Annotated in this window: 16 protein-coding genes; 12 read left to right on the top strand and 4 right to left on the bottom strand. The window is 49.6% G+C overall.

Annotation, left to right across the window (positions count from 1 at the left end):
* Position 1 precedes the first annotated feature (1 nt).
* The 9 genes from yidC to yieF all read left to right on the top strand — a co-directional run bounded on the left by yidC (position 2) and on the right by yieF (position 10,145).
* A complete protein-coding gene (gene yidC, locus ACJHXA_RS09005) occupies positions 2 to 1,648 on the top strand; it encodes a membrane protein insertase YidC (RefSeq protein ID WP_000378258.1) in 1,647 nt (548 codons plus the stop codon).
* Between the two features lie 105 nt (positions 1,649 to 1,753).
* Positions 1,754 to 3,118: a tRNA uridine-5-carboxymethylaminomethyl(34) synthesis GTPase MnmE gene (gene mnmE / locus ACJHXA_RS09000; protein ID WP_001282347.1), complete on the top strand. Its 1,365-nt coding sequence runs from the start codon at positions 1,754 to 1,756 to the stop codon at positions 3,116 to 3,118.
* Between the two features lie 242 nt (positions 3,119 to 3,360).
* Entirely contained in the window at positions 3,361 to 3,435 is a 75-nt protein-coding gene (gene tnaC / locus ACJHXA_RS08995) for a tryptophanase leader peptide (RefSeq protein WP_001364348.1), read from the top strand.
* Between the two features lie 220 nt (positions 3,436 to 3,655).
* Positions 3,656 to 5,071: a tryptophanase gene (gene tnaA, locus ACJHXA_RS08990; protein ID WP_001295247.1), complete on the top strand. Its 1,416-nt coding sequence runs from the start codon at positions 3,656 to 3,658 to the stop codon at positions 5,069 to 5,071.
* 90 nt (positions 5,072 to 5,161) lie between these two features.
* The gene (tnaB, locus tag ACJHXA_RS08985) at positions 5,162 to 6,409 is read left to right on the top strand and encodes a low affinity tryptophan permease TnaB (RefSeq protein ID WP_000131911.1); all 1,248 of its coding nucleotides are present in this window, start codon (positions 5,162 to 5,164) and stop codon (positions 6,407 to 6,409) included.
* 132 nt (positions 6,410 to 6,541) lie between these two features.
* Positions 6,542 to 7,717 carry a multidrug efflux MFS transporter MdtL gene (gene mdtL, locus ACJHXA_RS08980; RefSeq protein ID WP_000085982.1) on the top strand — a complete coding sequence of 392 codons (1,176 nt, stop codon included), beginning with the start codon at positions 6,542 to 6,544 and terminating at the stop codon, positions 7,715 to 7,717.
* On the top strand, positions 7,692 to 8,651 hold the full coding sequence (yidZ, locus tag ACJHXA_RS08975) for an HTH-type transcriptional regulator YidZ (protein WP_000748502.1): 960 nt from the start codon (positions 7,692 to 7,694) through the stop codon (positions 8,649 to 8,651). The genes mdtL and yidZ overlap by 26 nt, the downstream gene beginning before the upstream one ends.
* A 156-nt stretch (positions 8,652 to 8,807) precedes the next feature.
* Positions 8,808 to 9,557 carry a 4'-phosphopantetheinyl transferase family protein gene (locus ACJHXA_RS08970; protein WP_001315916.1) on the top strand — a complete coding sequence of 250 codons (750 nt, stop codon included), beginning with the start codon at positions 8,808 to 8,810 and terminating at the stop codon, positions 9,555 to 9,557.
* Positions 9,558 to 9,578: 21 nt separating this feature from the next.
* Positions 9,579 to 10,145: a class I chromate reductase YieF gene (yieF, locus tag ACJHXA_RS08965; protein WP_001291261.1), complete on the top strand. Its 567-nt coding sequence runs from the start codon at positions 9,579 to 9,581 to the stop codon at positions 10,143 to 10,145.
* A gap of 53 nt (positions 10,146 to 10,198) precedes the next feature.
* Here the strand turns inward: yieF and adeP are convergent, their stop codons facing one another.
* A complete protein-coding gene (adeP, locus tag ACJHXA_RS08960) occupies positions 10,199 to 11,536 on the bottom strand; it encodes an adenine permease AdeP (RefSeq protein WP_001299598.1) in 1,338 nt (445 codons plus the stop codon).
* 166 nt (positions 11,537 to 11,702) lie between these two features.
* Between adeP and yieH the strand changes: the two genes are divergently transcribed.
* The 3 genes from yieH (at position 11,703) to cbrC (ending at position 13,544) form a co-directional block, all read left to right on the top strand.
* Entirely contained in the window at positions 11,703 to 12,368 is a 666-nt protein-coding gene (gene yieH, locus ACJHXA_RS08955) for a 6-phosphogluconate phosphatase (RefSeq protein ID WP_000078043.1), read from the top strand.
* 66 nt (positions 12,369 to 12,434) lie between these two features.
* Positions 12,435 to 12,908, top strand: a complete 474-nt coding sequence (locus ACJHXA_RS08950) for a protein CbrB (protein WP_000116772.1) — start codon at positions 12,435 to 12,437, stop codon at positions 12,906 to 12,908.
* A gap of 48 nt (positions 12,909 to 12,956) precedes the next feature.
* Complete coding sequence (cbrC, locus tag ACJHXA_RS08945) at positions 12,957 to 13,544, top strand: PF03691 family colicin E2 tolerance protein CbrC (protein ID WP_000193071.1); 588 nt, start codon at positions 12,957 to 12,959, stop codon at positions 13,542 to 13,544.
* Between the two features lie 61 nt (positions 13,545 to 13,605).
* On the opposite strand, the gene ACJHXA_RS08940 is transcribed toward cbrC, so the two are convergent.
* From ACJHXA_RS08940 to bglH, 3 genes are read right to left on the bottom strand one after another with little or no spacing between them, the layout of a single operon-like run.
* Entirely contained in the window at positions 13,606 to 14,328 is a 723-nt protein-coding gene (locus tag ACJHXA_RS08940; RefSeq protein ID WP_000766900.1) for a glucosamine-6-phosphate deaminase, read from the bottom strand.
* A 14-nt stretch (positions 14,329 to 14,342) separates the two neighbouring features.
* Positions 14,343 to 15,512: an esterase gene (locus tag ACJHXA_RS08935; protein WP_001315917.1), complete on the bottom strand. Its 1,170-nt coding sequence runs from the start codon at positions 15,510 to 15,512 to the stop codon at positions 14,343 to 14,345.
* A 26-nt stretch (positions 15,513 to 15,538) separates the two neighbouring features.
* Positions 15,539 to 17,155: a carbohydrate-specific porin BglH gene (gene bglH, locus ACJHXA_RS08930; RefSeq protein WP_000489849.1), complete on the bottom strand. Its 1,617-nt coding sequence runs from the start codon at positions 17,153 to 17,155 to the stop codon at positions 15,539 to 15,541.
* Between the last annotated feature and the right edge of the window lie 84 nt (positions 17,156 to 17,239).

Below are 17,239 nucleotides of genomic sequence, written 5' to 3'. Positions count from 1 at the left end.
GATGGATTCGCAACGCAATCTTTTAGTCATCGCTTTGCTGTTCGTGTCTTTCATGATCTGGCAAGCCTGGGAGCAGGATAAAAACCCGCAACCTCAGGCCCAACAGACCACGCAGACAACGACCACCGCAGCGGGTAGCGCCGCCGACCAGGGCGTACCGGCCAGTGGCCAGGGGAAACTGATCTCGGTTAAGACCGACGTGCTTGATCTGACCATCAACACCCGTGGTGGTGATGTTGAGCAAGCTCTGCTGCCGGCTTACCCGAAAGAGCTGAACTCTACCCAGCCGTTCCAGCTGCTGGAAACTTCACCGCAGTTTATTTATCAGGCACAGAGCGGTCTGACCGGTCGTGATGGCCCGGATAACCCGGCTAACGGCCCGCGTCCGCTGTATAACGTTGAAAAAGACGCTTATGTGCTGGCTGAAGGTCAAAACGAACTGCAGGTGCCGATGACGTATACCGACGCGGCAGGCAACACGTTTACCAAAACGTTTGTCCTGAAACGTGGTGATTACGCTGTCAACGTCAACTACAACGTGCAGAACGCTGGCGAGAAACCGCTGGAAATCTCCACCTTTGGTCAGTTGAAGCAATCCATCACTCTGCCACCGCATCTCGATACCGGAAGCAGCAACTTCGCACTGCACACCTTCCGTGGCGCGGCGTACTCCACGCCTGACGAGAAGTATGAGAAATACAAGTTCGATACCATTGCCGATAACGAAAACCTGAACATCTCTTCGAAAGGTGGTTGGGTGGCGATGCTGCAACAGTATTTCGCGACGGCGTGGATCCCGCATAACGACGGTACCAACAACTTCTATACCGCTAATCTGGGTAACGGCATCGCCGCTATCGGCTATAAATCTCAGCCGGTACTGGTTCAGCCTGGTCAGACTGGCGCGATGAACAGCACCCTGTGGGTTGGCCCGGAAATCCAGGACAAAATGGCAGCTGTTGCTCCGCACCTGGATCTGACCGTTGATTACGGTTGGTTGTGGTTCATCTCTCAGCCGCTGTTCAAACTGCTGAAATGGATCCATAGCTTTGTGGGTAACTGGGGCTTCTCCATTATCATCATCACCTTTATCGTTCGTGGCATCATGTACCCGCTGACCAAAGCGCAGTACACCTCCATGGCGAAGATGCGTATGCTGCAGCCGAAGATTCAGGCAATGCGTGAGCGTCTGGGTGATGACAAACAGCGTATCAGCCAGGAAATGATGGCGCTGTACAAAGCTGAGAAGGTTAACCCGCTGGGCGGCTGCTTCCCGCTGCTGATCCAGATGCCAATCTTCCTGGCGTTGTACTACATGCTGATGGGTTCCGTTGAACTGCGTCAGGCACCGTTTGCACTGTGGATCCACGACCTGTCGGCACAGGACCCGTACTACATCCTGCCGATCCTGATGGGCGTAACGATGTTCTTCATTCAGAAGATGTCGCCGACCACAGTGACCGACCCGATGCAGCAGAAGATCATGACCTTTATGCCGGTCATCTTCACCGTGTTCTTCCTGTGGTTCCCGTCAGGTCTGGTGCTGTACTATATCGTCAGCAACCTGGTAACCATTATTCAGCAGCAGCTGATTTACCGTGGTCTGGAAAAACGTGGCCTGCATAGCCGCGAGAAGAAAAAATCCTGATTCGGTGAGTTTTCGCTAAAATAAGGGCGGTCAGTTGACCGCCTTTTTTCTTTTCGTAGGGCGGATAAGCACCGCGCATCCGCCACACAAAGCAACAGGAACATCATGAGCGATAATGACACTATCGTAGCCCAGGCCACGCCTCCGGGACGTGGCGGCGTTGGCATCCTGCGCATCTCCGGCTTCAAAGCCCGTGAAGTTGCCGAAACCGTGCTGGGTAAACTACCTAAGCCGCGCTACGCCGATTATCTTCCGTTTAAAGACGCCGACGGCAGCGTGCTCGATCAGGGGATTGCGCTATGGTTCCCTGGCCCGAACTCGTTCACCGGCGAAGATGTGCTGGAACTGCAAGGTCATGGCGGTCCGGTGATCCTCGACCTGCTGTTAAAACGCATTCTGACCATTCCCGGCCTGCGGATTGCTCGCCCTGGTGAGTTTTCCGAACGCGCGTTTCTTAACGATAAACTCGACTTAGCCCAGGCCGAGGCGATTGCCGATCTTATCGACGCCAGTTCGGAACAGGCGGCCCGTTCGGCACTTAACTCGCTGCAAGGCGCATTCTCCGCACGGGTCAACCATCTGGTGGAAGCCCTCACCCACTTGCGCATTTACGTCGAAGCGGCAATTGATTTCCCTGATGAAGAGATCGATTTCCTCTCCGACGGCAAAATTGAAGCCCAGCTTAATGACGTGATTGCCGATCTCGATGCAGTGCGTGCTGAAGCACGTCAGGGTAGTTTGTTGCGCGAAGGGATGAAGGTGGTGATTGCCGGACGTCCTAACGCCGGTAAATCGAGCCTGTTAAACGCGCTGGCGGGCCGTGAAGCAGCAATCGTAACTGATATCGCCGGAACCACACGTGACGTGCTGCGTGAGCATATCCACATTGACGGAATGCCGCTGCATATCATCGATACCGCTGGGCTACGTGAAGCCAGTGACGAAGTGGAACGTATTGGTATCGAGCGCGCGTGGCAGGAAATTGAACAGGCCGACCGCGTGCTGTTTATGGTCGATGGCACCACAACAGACGCCGTGGATCCGGCAGAGATCTGGCCGGAATTTATCGCCCGTCTGCCAGCGAAACTGCCGATCACCGTGGTGCGCAATAAAGCCGATATCACCGGCGAAACGCTGGGAATGAGTGAAGTGAACGGTCACGCGTTAATTCGTCTCTCGGCAAGGACAGGTGAAGGCGTGGAGGTGCTGCGTAACCATCTCAAACAGAGCATGGGCTTTGACACCAACATGGAAGGCGGCTTCCTGGCGCGTCGTCGCCACCTACAGGCGCTGGAACAGGCAGCGGAGCATTTGCAGCAAGGTAAAGCGCAACTGTTAGGTGCCTGGGCGGGTGAACTGCTGGCGGAAGAGTTGCGCCTGGCACAGCAGAACTTAAGCGAAATCACCGGGGAATTTACTTCAGACGACCTGCTGGGGCGGATTTTCTCCAGCTTCTGTATTGGTAAGTAACCGCGCTTACGAAGCCGTATTCTGACTGTCAGATGCGGCTTCGCTTCATTGTTAGCACTCCTGTTATTCCTCAACCCTTTTTTTAAACATTAAAATTCTTACGTAATTTATAATCTTAAAAAAAAGCATTTAGTATTGCTCCCCGAACGATTGTGATTCGATTCACATTTAAACAATTTTAGAATAGACAAAATTCTTGAGTATTATACTGTAGCCTCGTGTCTTTCGAGGATAAGTGCATTATGAATATCTTACATATATGTGTGACCTCAAAATGGTTCAATATCGACAATAAGATTGTCGATCACCGCCCTTAATTTACCCTTCTGTAGCCATCACCAGAGCCAAACCGATTAGATTCAATGTGAACGATTAGTTTGCTATATCTTAATTTTGCCTTTTGCAAAGGCCATCTCTCGTTTATTTACTTATTTTAGTAAATGATGGTGCTTGTATATATACATGGCGAATTAATGGATATTGCAGATGTAATATTCACAGGGATCACTGTAATTAAAATAAATGAAGGATTATGTAATGGAAAACTTTAAACATCTCCCTGAACCGTTCCGCATTCGTGTTATTGAGCCAGTAAAACGTACTACTCGCGCTTATCGTGAAGAAGCAATTATTAAATCCGGTATGAACCCGTTCCTGCTGGATAGCGAAGATGTGTTTATCGATTTACTGACCGACAGCGGCACCGGGGCGGTAACCCAAAGTATGCAGGCAGCGATGATGCGCGGCGACGAAGCCTACAGCGGCAGCCGCAGCTACTATGCGTTAGCCGAGTCAGTGAAAAATATCTTTGGTTATCAATATACTATTCCGACTCACCAGGGCCGTGGCGCAGAGCAAATCTATATTCCGGTACTGATTAAAAAACGCGAGCAGGAAAAAGGCCTGGATCGCAGCAAAATGGTGGCATTCTCTAACTATTTCTTTGATACCACGCAGGGCCATAGCCAGATTAACGGCTGTACCGTGCGTAACGTCTATATCAAAGAAGCCTTCGATACGGGCGTGCGTTACGACTTTAAAGGCAACTTTGACCTCGAAGGATTAGAACGCGGTATTGAAGAAGTTGGCCCGAATAACGTGCCGTATATCGTTGCAACCATCACCAGTAACTCTGCAGGTGGTCAGCCGGTTTCACTGGCAAACTTAAAAGCGATGTACAGCATCGCGAAGAAATACGATATTCCGGTGGTAATGGACTCCGCACGCTTTGCTGAAAACGCCTATTTCATCAAGCAGCGTGAAGCAGAATACAAAGACTGGACCATCGAGCAGATCACCCGCGAAACCTACAAATATGCCGATATGCTGGCGATGTCCGCCAAGAAAGATGCGATGGTACCGATGGGCGGCTTGCTGTGCATGAAAGACGACAGCTTCTTTGATGTGTACACCGAGTGCAGAACCCTTTGCGTGGTGCAGGAAGGGTTCCCGACATATGGCGGCCTGGAAGGCGGCGCGATGGAGCGTCTGGCGGTAGGTCTGTATGACGGCATGAATCTCGACTGGCTGGCTTATCGTATCGCGCAGGTACAGTATCTGGTCGATGGTCTGGAAGAGATTGGCGTTGTCTGCCAGCAGGCGGGCGGTCACGCGGCATTCGTTGATGCCGGTAAACTGCTGCCGCATATCCCGGCAGACCAGTTCCCGGCACAGGCGCTGGCGTGCGAGCTGTATAAAGTCGCCGGTATCCGTGCGGTAGAAATTGGCTCTTTCCTGTTAGGCCGCGATCCGAAAACCGGTAAACAACTGCCATGCCCGGCTGAACTGCTGCGTTTAACCATTCCGCGCGCAACATATACTCAAACACATATGGACTTCATTATTGAAGCCTTTAAACATGTGAAAGAGAACGCGGCGAATATTAAAGGATTAACCTTTACCTACGAACCAAAAGTATTGCGTCACTTCACCGCAAAACTGAAAGAAGTTTAATTAATACTACAGAGTGGCTATAAGGATGTTAGCCACTCTCTTACCCTACATCCTCAATAACAAAAATAGCCTTCCTCTAAAGGTGGCATCATGACTGATCAAGCTGAAAAAAAGCACTCTGCATTTTGGGGTGTTATGGTTATAGCAGGTACAGTAATTGGTGGAGGTATGTTTGCTTTACCTGTTGATCTTGCCGGTGCCTGGTTTTTCTGGGGTGCCTTTATCCTTATCATTGCCTGGTTTTCAATGCTTCATTCCGGGTTATTGTTATTAGAAGCAAATTTAAATTATCCTGTCGGCTCCAGTTTTAACACCATCACCAAAGATTTAATCGGTAACACCTGGAACATTATCAGCGGTATTACCGTTGCCTTCGTTCTCTATATCCTCACTTATGCCTATATCTCTGCTAATGGTGCGATCATTAGTGAAACGATATCAATGAATTTGGGCTATCACGCTAATCCACGTATTGTCGGGATCTGCACAGCCATTTTCGTTGCCAGCGTATTGTGGATAAGTTCGTTAGCCGCCAGTCGCATTACCTCATTGTTCCTCGGGCTGAAGATTATCTCCTTTGTGATCGTGTTTGGTTCTTTCTTCTTCCAGGTCGATTACTCCATCCTGCGCGATGCCACCAGCACCACTGCGGGAACGTCTTACTTCCCGTATATCTTTATGGCTTTGCCGGTGTGTCTGGCGTCATTTGGTTTCCACGGCAATATTCCCAGCCTGATTATTTGCTATGGAAAACGCAAAGATAAGTTAATCAAAAGCGTGGTATTTGGTTCGCTGCTGGCGCTGGTGATTTATCTCTTCTGGCTCTATTGCACGATGGGGAATATTCCGCGCGAAAGCTTTAAGGCGATAATCTCCTCAGGCGGCAACGTTGATTCGCTGGTGAAATCGTTCCTCGGCACCAAACAGCATGGGATTATCGAGTTTTGCCTGCTGGTGTTCTCCAACTTAGCTGTTGCCAGTTCGTTCTTTGGTGTCACGCTGGGATTGTTCGATTATCTGGCGGATCTGTTTAAGATTGATAACTCCCACGGCGGGCGTTTCAAAACCGTGCTGTTAACCTTCCTGCCACCCGCGTTGTTGTATCTGATCTTCCCGAACGGCTTTATTTACGGGATCGGCGGTGCCGGACTGTGCGCCACCATCTGGGCGGTCATTATTCCCGCAGTGCTGGCAATCAAAGCTCGCAAGAAGTTTCCCAATCAGATGTTCACGGTCTGGGGCGGTAATCTTATTCCGGCGATTGTCATTCTCTTTGGTATAACCGTAATTTTATGCTGGTTCGGTAACGTCTTTAACGTGTTACCTAAATTTGGCTAAATCCTTCAGGAAGCCAGCCATTTCGCTGGCTTCTTGCCTGTCAGGAAATCACTTATGTCCAAATGGCAACTCGCCTGATTCTCCTTCACCACGTATGCTTTGCGTCACCTTACTATCAGGACGCTTTAGCCCATGTCCCGCTTTTTGATTTGTAGTTTTGCCCTGGTTTTACTTTATCCCGCCGGGATTGATATGTACCTCGTTGGTTTACCGCGCATCGCCGCCGATCTCAATGCCAGCGAAGCGCAGTTGCATATTGCGTTCTCTGTTTATCTGGCTGGGATGGCAGCTGCGATGTTATTTGCCGGTAAAGTGGCCGATCGTTCAGGGAGAAAGCCGGTCGCCATCCCCGGCGCGGCGCTATTTATTATCGCCTCGGTGTTCTGTTCACTGGCTGAAACCAGCACGTTATTTCTTGCAGGGCGCTTTCTACAGGGGTTGGGCGCGGGCTGTTGTTACGTGGTGGCGTTCGCCATTTTGCGCGACACGCTGGATGATCGACGTCGGGCAAAAGTGCTGTCATTACTCAACGGTATTACCTGCATCATTCCGGTGTTAGCGCCAGTGCTCGGACATCTGATTATGCTTAAATTCCCGTGGCAGAGTCTGTTCTGGGCGATGGCAATGATGGGCATCGCGGTACTGATGTTGTCTTTGTTTATTTTAAAAGAAACGCGCCCTGCGGCCCCCGCAGCTTCGGACAAACCACGAGAAAATAGCGAGTCGCTGCTTAACCGTTTTTTCCTCAGCCGTGTTGTTATCACCACCCTCAGCGTTTCGGTGATCCTCACTTTCGTCAATACATCGCCGGTATTGCTGATGGAAATCATGGGTTTTGAGCGCGGAGAATACGCCACCATTATGGCGTTGACTGCTGGCGTCAGCATGACCGTTTCATTCTCCACGCCATTTGCGCTGGGAATTTTTAAGCCACGTACGTTGATGATCACCTCGCAGGTGTTATTCCTTGCAGCGGGGATCACCCTTGCCGTTTCACCTTCCCATGCGGTTTCTCTGTTTGGTATCACGCTGATTTGCGCCGGTTTCTCGGTAGGTTTTGGCGTAGCGATGAGTCAGGCGTTAGGACCATTTTCATTACGCGCGGGCGTAGCCAGCTCGACCTTAGGTATTGCGCAGGTTTGCGGTTCGTCACTGTGGATTTGGCTGGCAGCGGTGGTTGGTATCGGCGCATGGAATATGCTGATCGGGATTCTGATTGCCTGTAGCATAGTGAGCCTGTTGCTGATTATGTTCGTCGCGCCTGGACGCCCCGTTGCCGCTCATGAAGAAATCCATCACCACGCTTGATCTCAATCTGCTGCTCTGTCTGCAACTGCTGATGCAGGAGCGCAGCGTGACCAAAGCGGCGAAGCGGATGAACGTGACCCCTTCAGCGGTGAGTAAGTCGCTGGCAAAGTTAAGAGCGTGGTTTGACGACCCGCTCTTTGTGAACTCACCGCTGGGCCTGTCGCCCACACCGCTAATGGTCAGCATGGAGCAAAATCTGGCGGAATGGATGCAAATGAGCAATCTGCTGCTGGATAAACCGCACCACCAGACACCGCGCGGCCTGAAGTTTGAGTTGGCGGCGGAATCGCCGCTGATGATGATCATGCTTAATGCGCTGTCGAAACGGATCTACCAACGTTACCCGCAGGCGACCATCAAACTACGTAACTGGGATTACGATTCCTTAGATGCCATTACTCGTGGTGAAGTGGATATTGGTTTTTCCGGTCGCGAAAGCCATCCTCGCTCGCGGGAGCTGTTAAGCTCGCTACCGTTAGCCATTGATTATGAAGTGCTGTTTAGTGATGTACCCTGCGTCTGGTTACGCAAAGATCATCCGGCACTGCATGAAACGTGGAATCTGGACACCTTTTTACGTTATCCGCATATCAGCATTTGCTGGGAACAGAGCGACACCTGGGCGCTGGACAATGTGTTACAGGAGCTGGGGCGCGAACGCACGATTGCTATGAGCCTGCCGGAATTTGAGCAGTCACTGTTTATGGCAGCGCAACCCGACAATCTGCTACTGGCGACCGCGCCGCGCTACTGTCAGTACTACAATCAACTCCATCAACTGCCGTTGGTTGCTCTTCCTCTCCCGTTTGACGAAAGCCAGCAAAAAAAGCTGGAAGTTCCTTTTACCCTGCTGTGGCATAAACGGAACAGCCATAATCCGAAGATCGTCTGGTTACGGGAAACCATTAAAAACCTTTACGCGTCGATGGCATAACCGAATCGTATGAAACGCGACCCAATTTCACAATAAAATGTAAAAAAGTTGTAATAAGCTTGTCTGAATCGAACTTTTAGCCGCTTTAGTCTGTCCATCATTCCAGTAAATGATTACTCTTGTATTCATAATGGACCATTAAGCATGGAGCGAAAAATGGCGACTCACTTTGCCCGAGGGATTTTAACGGAAGGACATCTGATTTCTGTTCGTCTCCCCTCCCAGTGTCATCAAGAAGCCCGAAACATTCCCCTTCATCGTCAAAGCCGTTTTCTGGCGTCCAGAGGTTTACTCGCAGAACTGATGTTCATGCTGTATGGCATTGGCGAATTGCCGGAAATTGTCACCCTGCCGAAAGGTAAACCGGTTTTCAGCGATAAAAATTTGCCTTCGTTTTCTATTTCCTATGCCGGGAATATGGTTGGCGTGGCGTTAACAACCGAAGGTGAATGTGGCCTCGATATGGAACTACAGCGTGCGACGCGCGGGTTTCATAGCCCACACGCGCCCGATAACCACACCTTTTCAAGCAATGAATCGCTATGGATCAGTAAACAAAACGATCCTAACGAAGCGCGGGCGCAGCTCATCACGCTGCGCCGAAGCGTGCTAAAACTAACCGGTGATGTTTTGAATGACGATCCGCGCGATCTGCAGCTGCTGCCCATTGCCGGACGCCTGAAATGTGCTCATGTAAATCATGTAGAAGCGTTATGCGACGCGGAAGACGTGCTGGTGTGGTCCGTGGCGGTCACGCCCACGATTGAAAAGCTCAGTGTCTGGGAGTTAGATGGCAAACACGGCTGGAAAAGCCTGCCGGATATTCACAGCCGCGCCAACAATCCTACCAGCCGGATGATGCGTTTTGCCCAGCTCTCTACCGTGAAGGCTTTTTCGCCAAATTGATAGACAACCACAGGAGTCATCATGTCTGAAAAATTGCAGGTGGTTACGTTACTGGGGAGCCTGCGCAAAGGCTCATTTAATGGCATGGTTGCACGTACCCTGCCGAAAATTGCTCCGGCAAGCATGGAAGTCAATGCGTTACCTTCCATTGCCGACATTCCTCTGTATGACGCTGACGTACAGCAGGAAGACGGTTTTCCAGCAACGGTTGAAGCTCTGGCGGAACAGATCCGTCAGGCTGACGGTGTGGTGATCGTCACGCCGGAATATAACTACTCGGTACCGGGTGGGCTGAAAAATGCCATCGACTGGCTTTCCCGCCTGCCGGATCAACCGCTGGCAGGTAAACCGGTGTTGATTCAGACCAGCTCAATGGGCGTGATTGGCGGCGCGCGCTGTCAGTATCACCTGCGCCAGATTCTGGTTTTCCTCGATGCAATGGTGATGAACAAGCCGGAATTTATGGGCGGCGTGATTCAGAACAAAGTTGATCCGCAAACCGGAGAAGTGATTGATCAGGGTACGCTGGACCACCTGACCGGGCAATTGACCGCATTTGGTGAGTTTATTCAGCGAGTTAAGATCTAAATAAAAAACCCGCCAGTAATCATGCATGGCGGGTTTTTAATGCGCTATCGATTTTAGTGAGCGTCGATAAATACAATCTTCAGGATAAACATCAGCGCAACGATGATTACGCACGGGCTAAGGTCACGCAGACGCCCGGTACCAATCTTCATCACGCAGTAGGAGATAAAGCCCAGCGCAATACCTTCGGTAATCGAAAAGCTGAACGGCATCATCACGGCGGTAATAAACGCCGGAACAGATTCAGTAAGATCCTGCCAGTTCACGCGAGCAAGACTTGAGGTCATCAACACGCCAACGTAGATCAACGCGCCAGCTGCAGCGTAGCCTGGCACCATTCCCGCCAGCGGCGACAGAAAGATAACCAGCAGGAACAGCAGACCAACAACCACTGCCGTCAGACCGGTACGACCGCCAACCGATACGCCGGAAGAGGACTCAATATAAGCCGTAACGGAAGAAGTACCGATAAACGAACCGGTCACGGAAGAGATACTGTCGACATACAGCGCCTGCTTCATGCGCGGGAATTTACCCTTCTCATCCGCCAGGCCTGCTTTATCGGTCACGCCAATCAGCGTACCGGAGGAGTCAAACAGGTTGACCAGCATGAAAGAGAAAATCACCCCTGCCAGCCCGAGGTTAAACGACCCGGCTAAATCTACATGGCCCACGACAGTCATTACGCTCGGCGGCGCAGAAACGATGCCATTGTAGTGGACATCACCCAGCATCCAGCCCAGCAGCGTTGTCACCACGATGGAAACCAGCACCGCCGCGTGAATGTTGCGCGAGGCCAGAATAGCAATGATGAAGAAGCCGAGGATCCCCAGCAGCACGCTGTGAGAAGTCAGGTTACCGATGCTGACCAGCGTTTCCGGGTTAGCGACAATCACACCTGCATTCTTCAGTCCCATCATACCAATGAACAGACCGATACCGCTGGTGATGCCCACACGCAGACTTACCGGAATGTTAGCAATCATCCAGTAACGAACGCGGAAAATCGTCAGTAACAGCAGACCAATCGCGCCCCAGAAGATTGCGCCCATCCCGACTTGCCACGGCAAGCCCATAGCCTGTACAACGACAAAAGCGAAGAATGCATTCAGGCCCATAGCGGGTGCCAGTGCAACTGGCAGGTTAGCAAACAGTCCCATCATAATACTGCCGAATGCAGCAATCAGACAGGTAGTAACGAAGACGGCGCTGGTATCCATGCCAGCAACGCCAAGAATTTGCGGGTTAACAAAAACGATGTAAACCATCGTCAGGAAGGTGGTAAAACCGGCGATCACTTCGGTCCGTGCCGTCGTGCCATGTTCGCGCAGTTTAAACACGCGTTCCAGCATCCCCTGGCCAGAAGCCTGGGTTGTGTGTTGTTGACTCATTATCTATTTCCGAACAAGGAGGGAAAATCCGTCGCTATCGTATACCAAAATGAGACAATATGGACGGCTGAAGATAACTTTTTTTCATTGTATTTGCTTATACGGCAACGATTGCGTCATGCGAATTGGCATGACGAAAACGTTAAACTAACGATAAAGGAAAGACATGTCCCAGATAGAAGCGGTATTTTTCGACTGCGACGGTACGCTGGTCGACAGTGAAGTCATTTGCTCCCGCGCATATGTAACGATGTTTCAGGAATTTGGTATTACGCTCGATCCTGAAGAGGTATTCAAACGTTTCAAAGGTGTAAAACTGTACGAAATTATCGATATTGTTTCCCTTGAACATGGTGTTACGTTAGCGAAAACAGAAGCTGAACACGTTTACCGTGCAGAAGTCGCTCGGCTGTTCGATTCAGAACTGGAAGCCATCGAAGGGGCTGGAGCGCTCCTGTCAGCGATCACTGCGCCAATGTGTGTGGTATCTAACGGCCCAAATAACAAAATGCAGCATTCTATGGGCAAGCTGAATATGTTGCACTACTTCCCGGATAAACTGTTCAGCGGCTACGATATTCAGCGCTGGAAGCCAGACCCGGCGTTAATGTTCCATGCGGCAAAAGCGATGAATGTAAATGTAGAAAACTGCATTCTGGTTGATGACTCAGTTGCCGGTGCGCAATCTGGTATCGACGCAGGTATGGAAGTGTTCTACTTCTGCGCCGACCCGCACAATAAGCCGATCGTTCACCCGAAAGTCACCACCTTTACCCATCTTTCGCAGTTACCGGAACTGTGGAAAGCGCGTGGTTGGGATATTACGGCATAGTTCTTCACACTCCCTTCACTTACCCCGCTTAAATTGGCGCTCAAAGGTAAGTAAAGGGAGTTTGATATGTCTGTTTCACGTCGGGTAATACATCACGGACTTTATTTTGCGGTTTTAGGACCGTTAATTGGTGTTCTGTTTCTTGTCCTCTACATATTCTTCGCAAAAGAACCGCTGGTTCTTTTGGTAATAATACAGGTACTTCCATTGTTTCTCTTATTGTCGATTACTACGGGAGCTATTCCTGCATTGTTAACCGGCGTGATGGTCGCCTGTCTGCCGGAAAAGATCGGGTCACAGAAAAATTATCGTTGTCTGGCTGGTGGCATAGGTGGCGTCGTTATCACCGAGATCTATTGTGCAGTTATTGTACATATTAAGGGCATGGCTTCCTCGGAGTTGTTTGAAAACATTCTTTCTGGTGACAGTCTCGTTGTCCGCATCATTCCTGCATTGCTGGCAGGTGTGGTGATGAGCAGAATCATTACCCGTCTGCCCGGATTGGATATTTCATGTCCTGAAACAGACTCTTTAAGTTAAGCGGGATACTTTATCTTTGGGCTACTCAAAAGCAGACAGGATGTTACTATGACTCAAAATATCAGGCCGTTACCCCAATTCAAATATCATCCCAAGCCACTGGAAACAGGCGCATTTGAACAGGATAAAACCGTAGAGTGCGATTGCTGTGAACAACAGACGTCAGTTTATTACTCGGGTCCCTTTTATTGCGTTGATGAAGTTGAACATCTCTGTCCGTGGTGTATTGCGGACGGTTCTGCTGCTGAAAAGTTTGCAGGTAGTTTTCAGGATGATGCCAGCATAGAAGGTGTTGAATTTGAGTATGATGAAGAGGACGAATTTGCCGGTATTAAGAACACATATCCTGATGAAATGCTGAAAGAGTTGGTTGAACGCACGCCAGGTTATCATGGATGGCAACAGGAATTCTGGCTTGCGCATTGTGGCGATTTCTGTGCTTTTATCGGCTATGTGGGCTGGAATGATATAAAAGATCGCCTCGATGAATTTGCCAACCTTGAAGAAGATTGTGAGAATTTCGGTATTAGAAATTCTGATCTAGCTAAATGCCTGCAAAAGCGTGGTGATTGTCAGGGTTATCTCTTCCGCTGTCTCCACTGCGGCAAGCTGAGACTGTGGGGTGATTTTTCGTAGTTATTTAAATAATGAGAACAGGCCGGAGCGTAATTCATGCATCCGGCCTTATTTCTTCAGCTTAACCGAGCGCTAATTCTGCGGCAGCGGCTTTATCAGCGATTACCATCAGCGAAGGATGCAGCTGCAACACGGAAGCTGGAACATCTTCGGTAACCGGACCTTGCAGCACATTTTTCAGTGCCTGCGCTTTACCTGCGCCACTGACAATTATCAGCAAGTTTTTCGCCGCCATGATGCTTTTCGGCCCCATCGTCACGTAGCTGTCAGGCACTAACGAAAAGTCGCCGCCCAACTCACCATGCGCCACAATATCAACCATCTCTCCCTGGATCGGGAACTCCACGGTTTGCTCATGGAAATGGGTCGTATTCGGCAAATTGCCACAAAAATGACCATCTGCACCTAATCCCAGCACCACCAAATCCAGGCCGCCTTCACGCGCCAGTTTCTGATCATGCTCGCGGTAGTTATCAATAGTGAGCTTCTGGATATTCTCTTCTTTGATCCCCGCAGGGGTGAAAAACAGATTACGCAGATTGGTAATCGTTACGCCTTCTCCCTCTTTGCCACGAAAGGGAATTTCATCGAAATTATAGAAATAGCAGTTATCGTACCAGGGCTTACCTTTAACCAGGGTGGTGAGGTATTCATACATGCCTTTGGGCGTGCTACCGGCGGTAATTGCCAGGTTAACACGACGCGTCTTCGACATATAACCAAGCAGATGGTGTGCCGCGACACGGCTCATTTCCTGGTAATCTTCGGTAATGATTAATTTCATCTTAATGCCTTATTTTATTTAAATAATTTCTGTACGAAGGCTGCATAGGCAGGCCGCCAGACATCCATTTCATGGTTCAGGCCGGGATATTCCTGGTAATCAAACTTAATTTTTTTCTGCTCAAGCTCAGTTTTCAGCCCGGCGATATCCTTGCCGGTTACGACATCTTTATCACCAACGACCACAGTAAAATTACGTAGTTGCTGGTTAATAGCTGCCGGATCGTTCAGCCGGGCCGCGACACATTCATCCGGTACGGTTGTCGTGGTAACACCACTGAATGTGGCCAGCCAGCCAAAGCTTTCCAGATGATTCATTCCGGAAACCAGCGCCTGGTACCCGCCTTGTGAAAGCCCTGCCAGCGCGCGACCATCGGCATCTTTACGGACATTAAAACGCTTGCTAATCAGCGGGATAATATCGTTCATCAGTTCGCGATCTGCCGCTTTAGCATTCAGCGGATAAAAGACTTTACGTCTTTCCTGAGGAACGAAATCTTCGGGAATAATGCCCTTCGCATCGGTTTCGGTATCCGGGATCACCACCAGCATCGGTTTAATTTTCCCTTCAGCCAGCAGGTTATCCATGATTTGCGGGATACGCCCCTGATCGATAGCGGAACGTCCGGTATCACCAAAACCGTGATAGAAATAGAGCACTGGCAAAGGCTCGCCCATGCCGGTGTATCCTGGCGGGGTCCAGACATACATCTGACGTTCAGATTGCAATGCGTTGGAGTGGTAAGTTATGGCGATCAAATCACCATGCGCAACAGAACGCGTATCCAGATAACTGCCTGGCACCAGAATCATACTGGAGTTAACCTGCCGCTGAGGCTTAGTCATTGCGGTGCCTGTATCAATGCTGCGTACACCATCAACATTGAAAAAATACTCGTACAGGTTGCCTTTCAGGATAGGTGTGCGCCACGACCAGACTCCTGCTTCGTCTTTGGTCATCGGGTGAATATTGTCCGGAACCGGACCACCCACCACTACAGAGACATTTTTTGCCCCAGGGGCAAAGTAGCGAAAGGTCACGCTGTTATCGGCATTGACCTGAGTCACATACTGTTTCACCGGGATAGTGGGTGCCGGGCTGGCTGGCATATCCGCTGCTATGGCCCACTGAGCAGAAATACCGCTGGCAATAGCCAGCGTTAAAGCAGCAATTTTTATATTCATCGTAATATTCCTTTCATTAAGTTCCATTACCACCAGATTTCAGCCTGGGCACCGACAGCAAACTGGTCGTCTTTATTGTCTTCGAAGGTGAAGCCATCCAGTTCGTTTTCCAGGGCTTTGATATACGTGGCGTAGAAACGAATTTCCGGACGCGAGGTCAACATACTGGTATTGACTTTAAAGGTATGGAAGAGCGTGGTTTTATAACCAGACTCATTAAATTTATTACTATTCGCATCTTTGTTTTGCTGGGTGAAATAGCCCAGTTCAACACCTGTCTGGTTATATTGGTCCCAAATATAGGCCGGGCGAACAACCGCACGAATAGATTCGAAATCAGAGTGTGCGCCTGTTTCGTAGCTATAAATATCGTTACCGAAGGAGTAAACAATCGCGTTAGCCACAATAAAATGATCGCCGATATAGGCTTCGCCCTGCGAGGTCAGACGAACTGCTGTTCCGCCGGTGTGATCACCATAATAACGACCATTAAAGGTGGTAAATGGACTTGCGCCAGCATAACGGCCAAAGTTACTGGCGATAGAGTTATTCGCAACCAGGAAGGAGAATTCGTTGAAGCCACCTTTATCAAATTTCTGCGTTAAAGATGTGCCGAACATCCAGGTATCTTTCCAGTCATAATAGCCGTTATTATCCTGATTATCTTTTTCCGATGCGCTTTCGTTTGCCGTGACATAACGACCACTCACCATTAAGGTCGCTTTATCCCATAACGGGATATCTTTATAGCGTAAATCAATAGTATTGGTATTAATCTGCTGTTTGTTTTGCAGGCTGCGATCGTAATCATCGACATCTTCGCGAACCAGCGCGATATCAATTTTACCCGGACCGACTTTCCAGTTTTCCAGACCTACACCCGCTGCGGCATCAGTACGCTGCGTTTTCCAGTCCAGCATCTGGATTTCAATTTTCGGCGCACCGTGTTTACCCACCCAGAAATCAGCCTCTGGCGCAAAGGGCAGGAAACCTTTGGTGGTAACGTACATATCGGAGAACTGCATAAAGTTCTCGCCACCGGCGTTATCGCCAAACCAGCCGGTAGAGTACTGCTGACCAACGTTACCATCCATCATCACAACGGCATCAACCCGTTTGCCGTTTTCGTTGTAGACACGTTGTTTTAACTGCAAATCAAACCAGCCGGAGTATTCGTTACCAAAGCGGCCCAGAGAACCAATCGCCCATGATTTAGGTGAACCATGAGAGGCGGTCCCCCAACCAGAACGGTAATAGCCGTTGTAACTAAAGCCAATTTCATCTTTCACAAACTTACTGAAATCTTTCAGAGTCATGGAAGAATAAATCGAGCCTGTCTCACTGGCATTTTTCTCTTCATTTTTGACCAGTACAGCATCAGGTTTTGCGGCACTACTGGTCGGGAACGGATTGGCGGCATACCCTTGATCATTCGTACTTACGCTACGATTCACCGTCGCTGGCGTATATTTTTTCTTCTCTTCATCTTTATACTTTTTGAGTTCGCTTTGCGTTTCTCTTAACGCTTTTTCTAATAACTCAAGGCGATGTTCCACCGTTAATGATTCAGCCAATGATTGTGCAGAAAAGGCTAACGGTGCCATTAATAAGATGGCAGAGGTAATAAGATTTCGTCTAAACATAATATCCCTTTATGGTGCAAAGAAAGAATTAACGTATCGCATCCAGACTGTTCTGAATGCGACGATAATTAAGGTGCTTTATTG

The organism is Escherichia sp. WS33, from assembly GCF_046486385.1.
Taxonomy (GTDB): domain Bacteria; phylum Pseudomonadota; class Gammaproteobacteria; order Enterobacterales; family Enterobacteriaceae; genus ECMA0423.
Note: the sequence above shows the minus strand (reverse complement) of the source record. Positions and strands in the feature narration are given on the sequence as shown.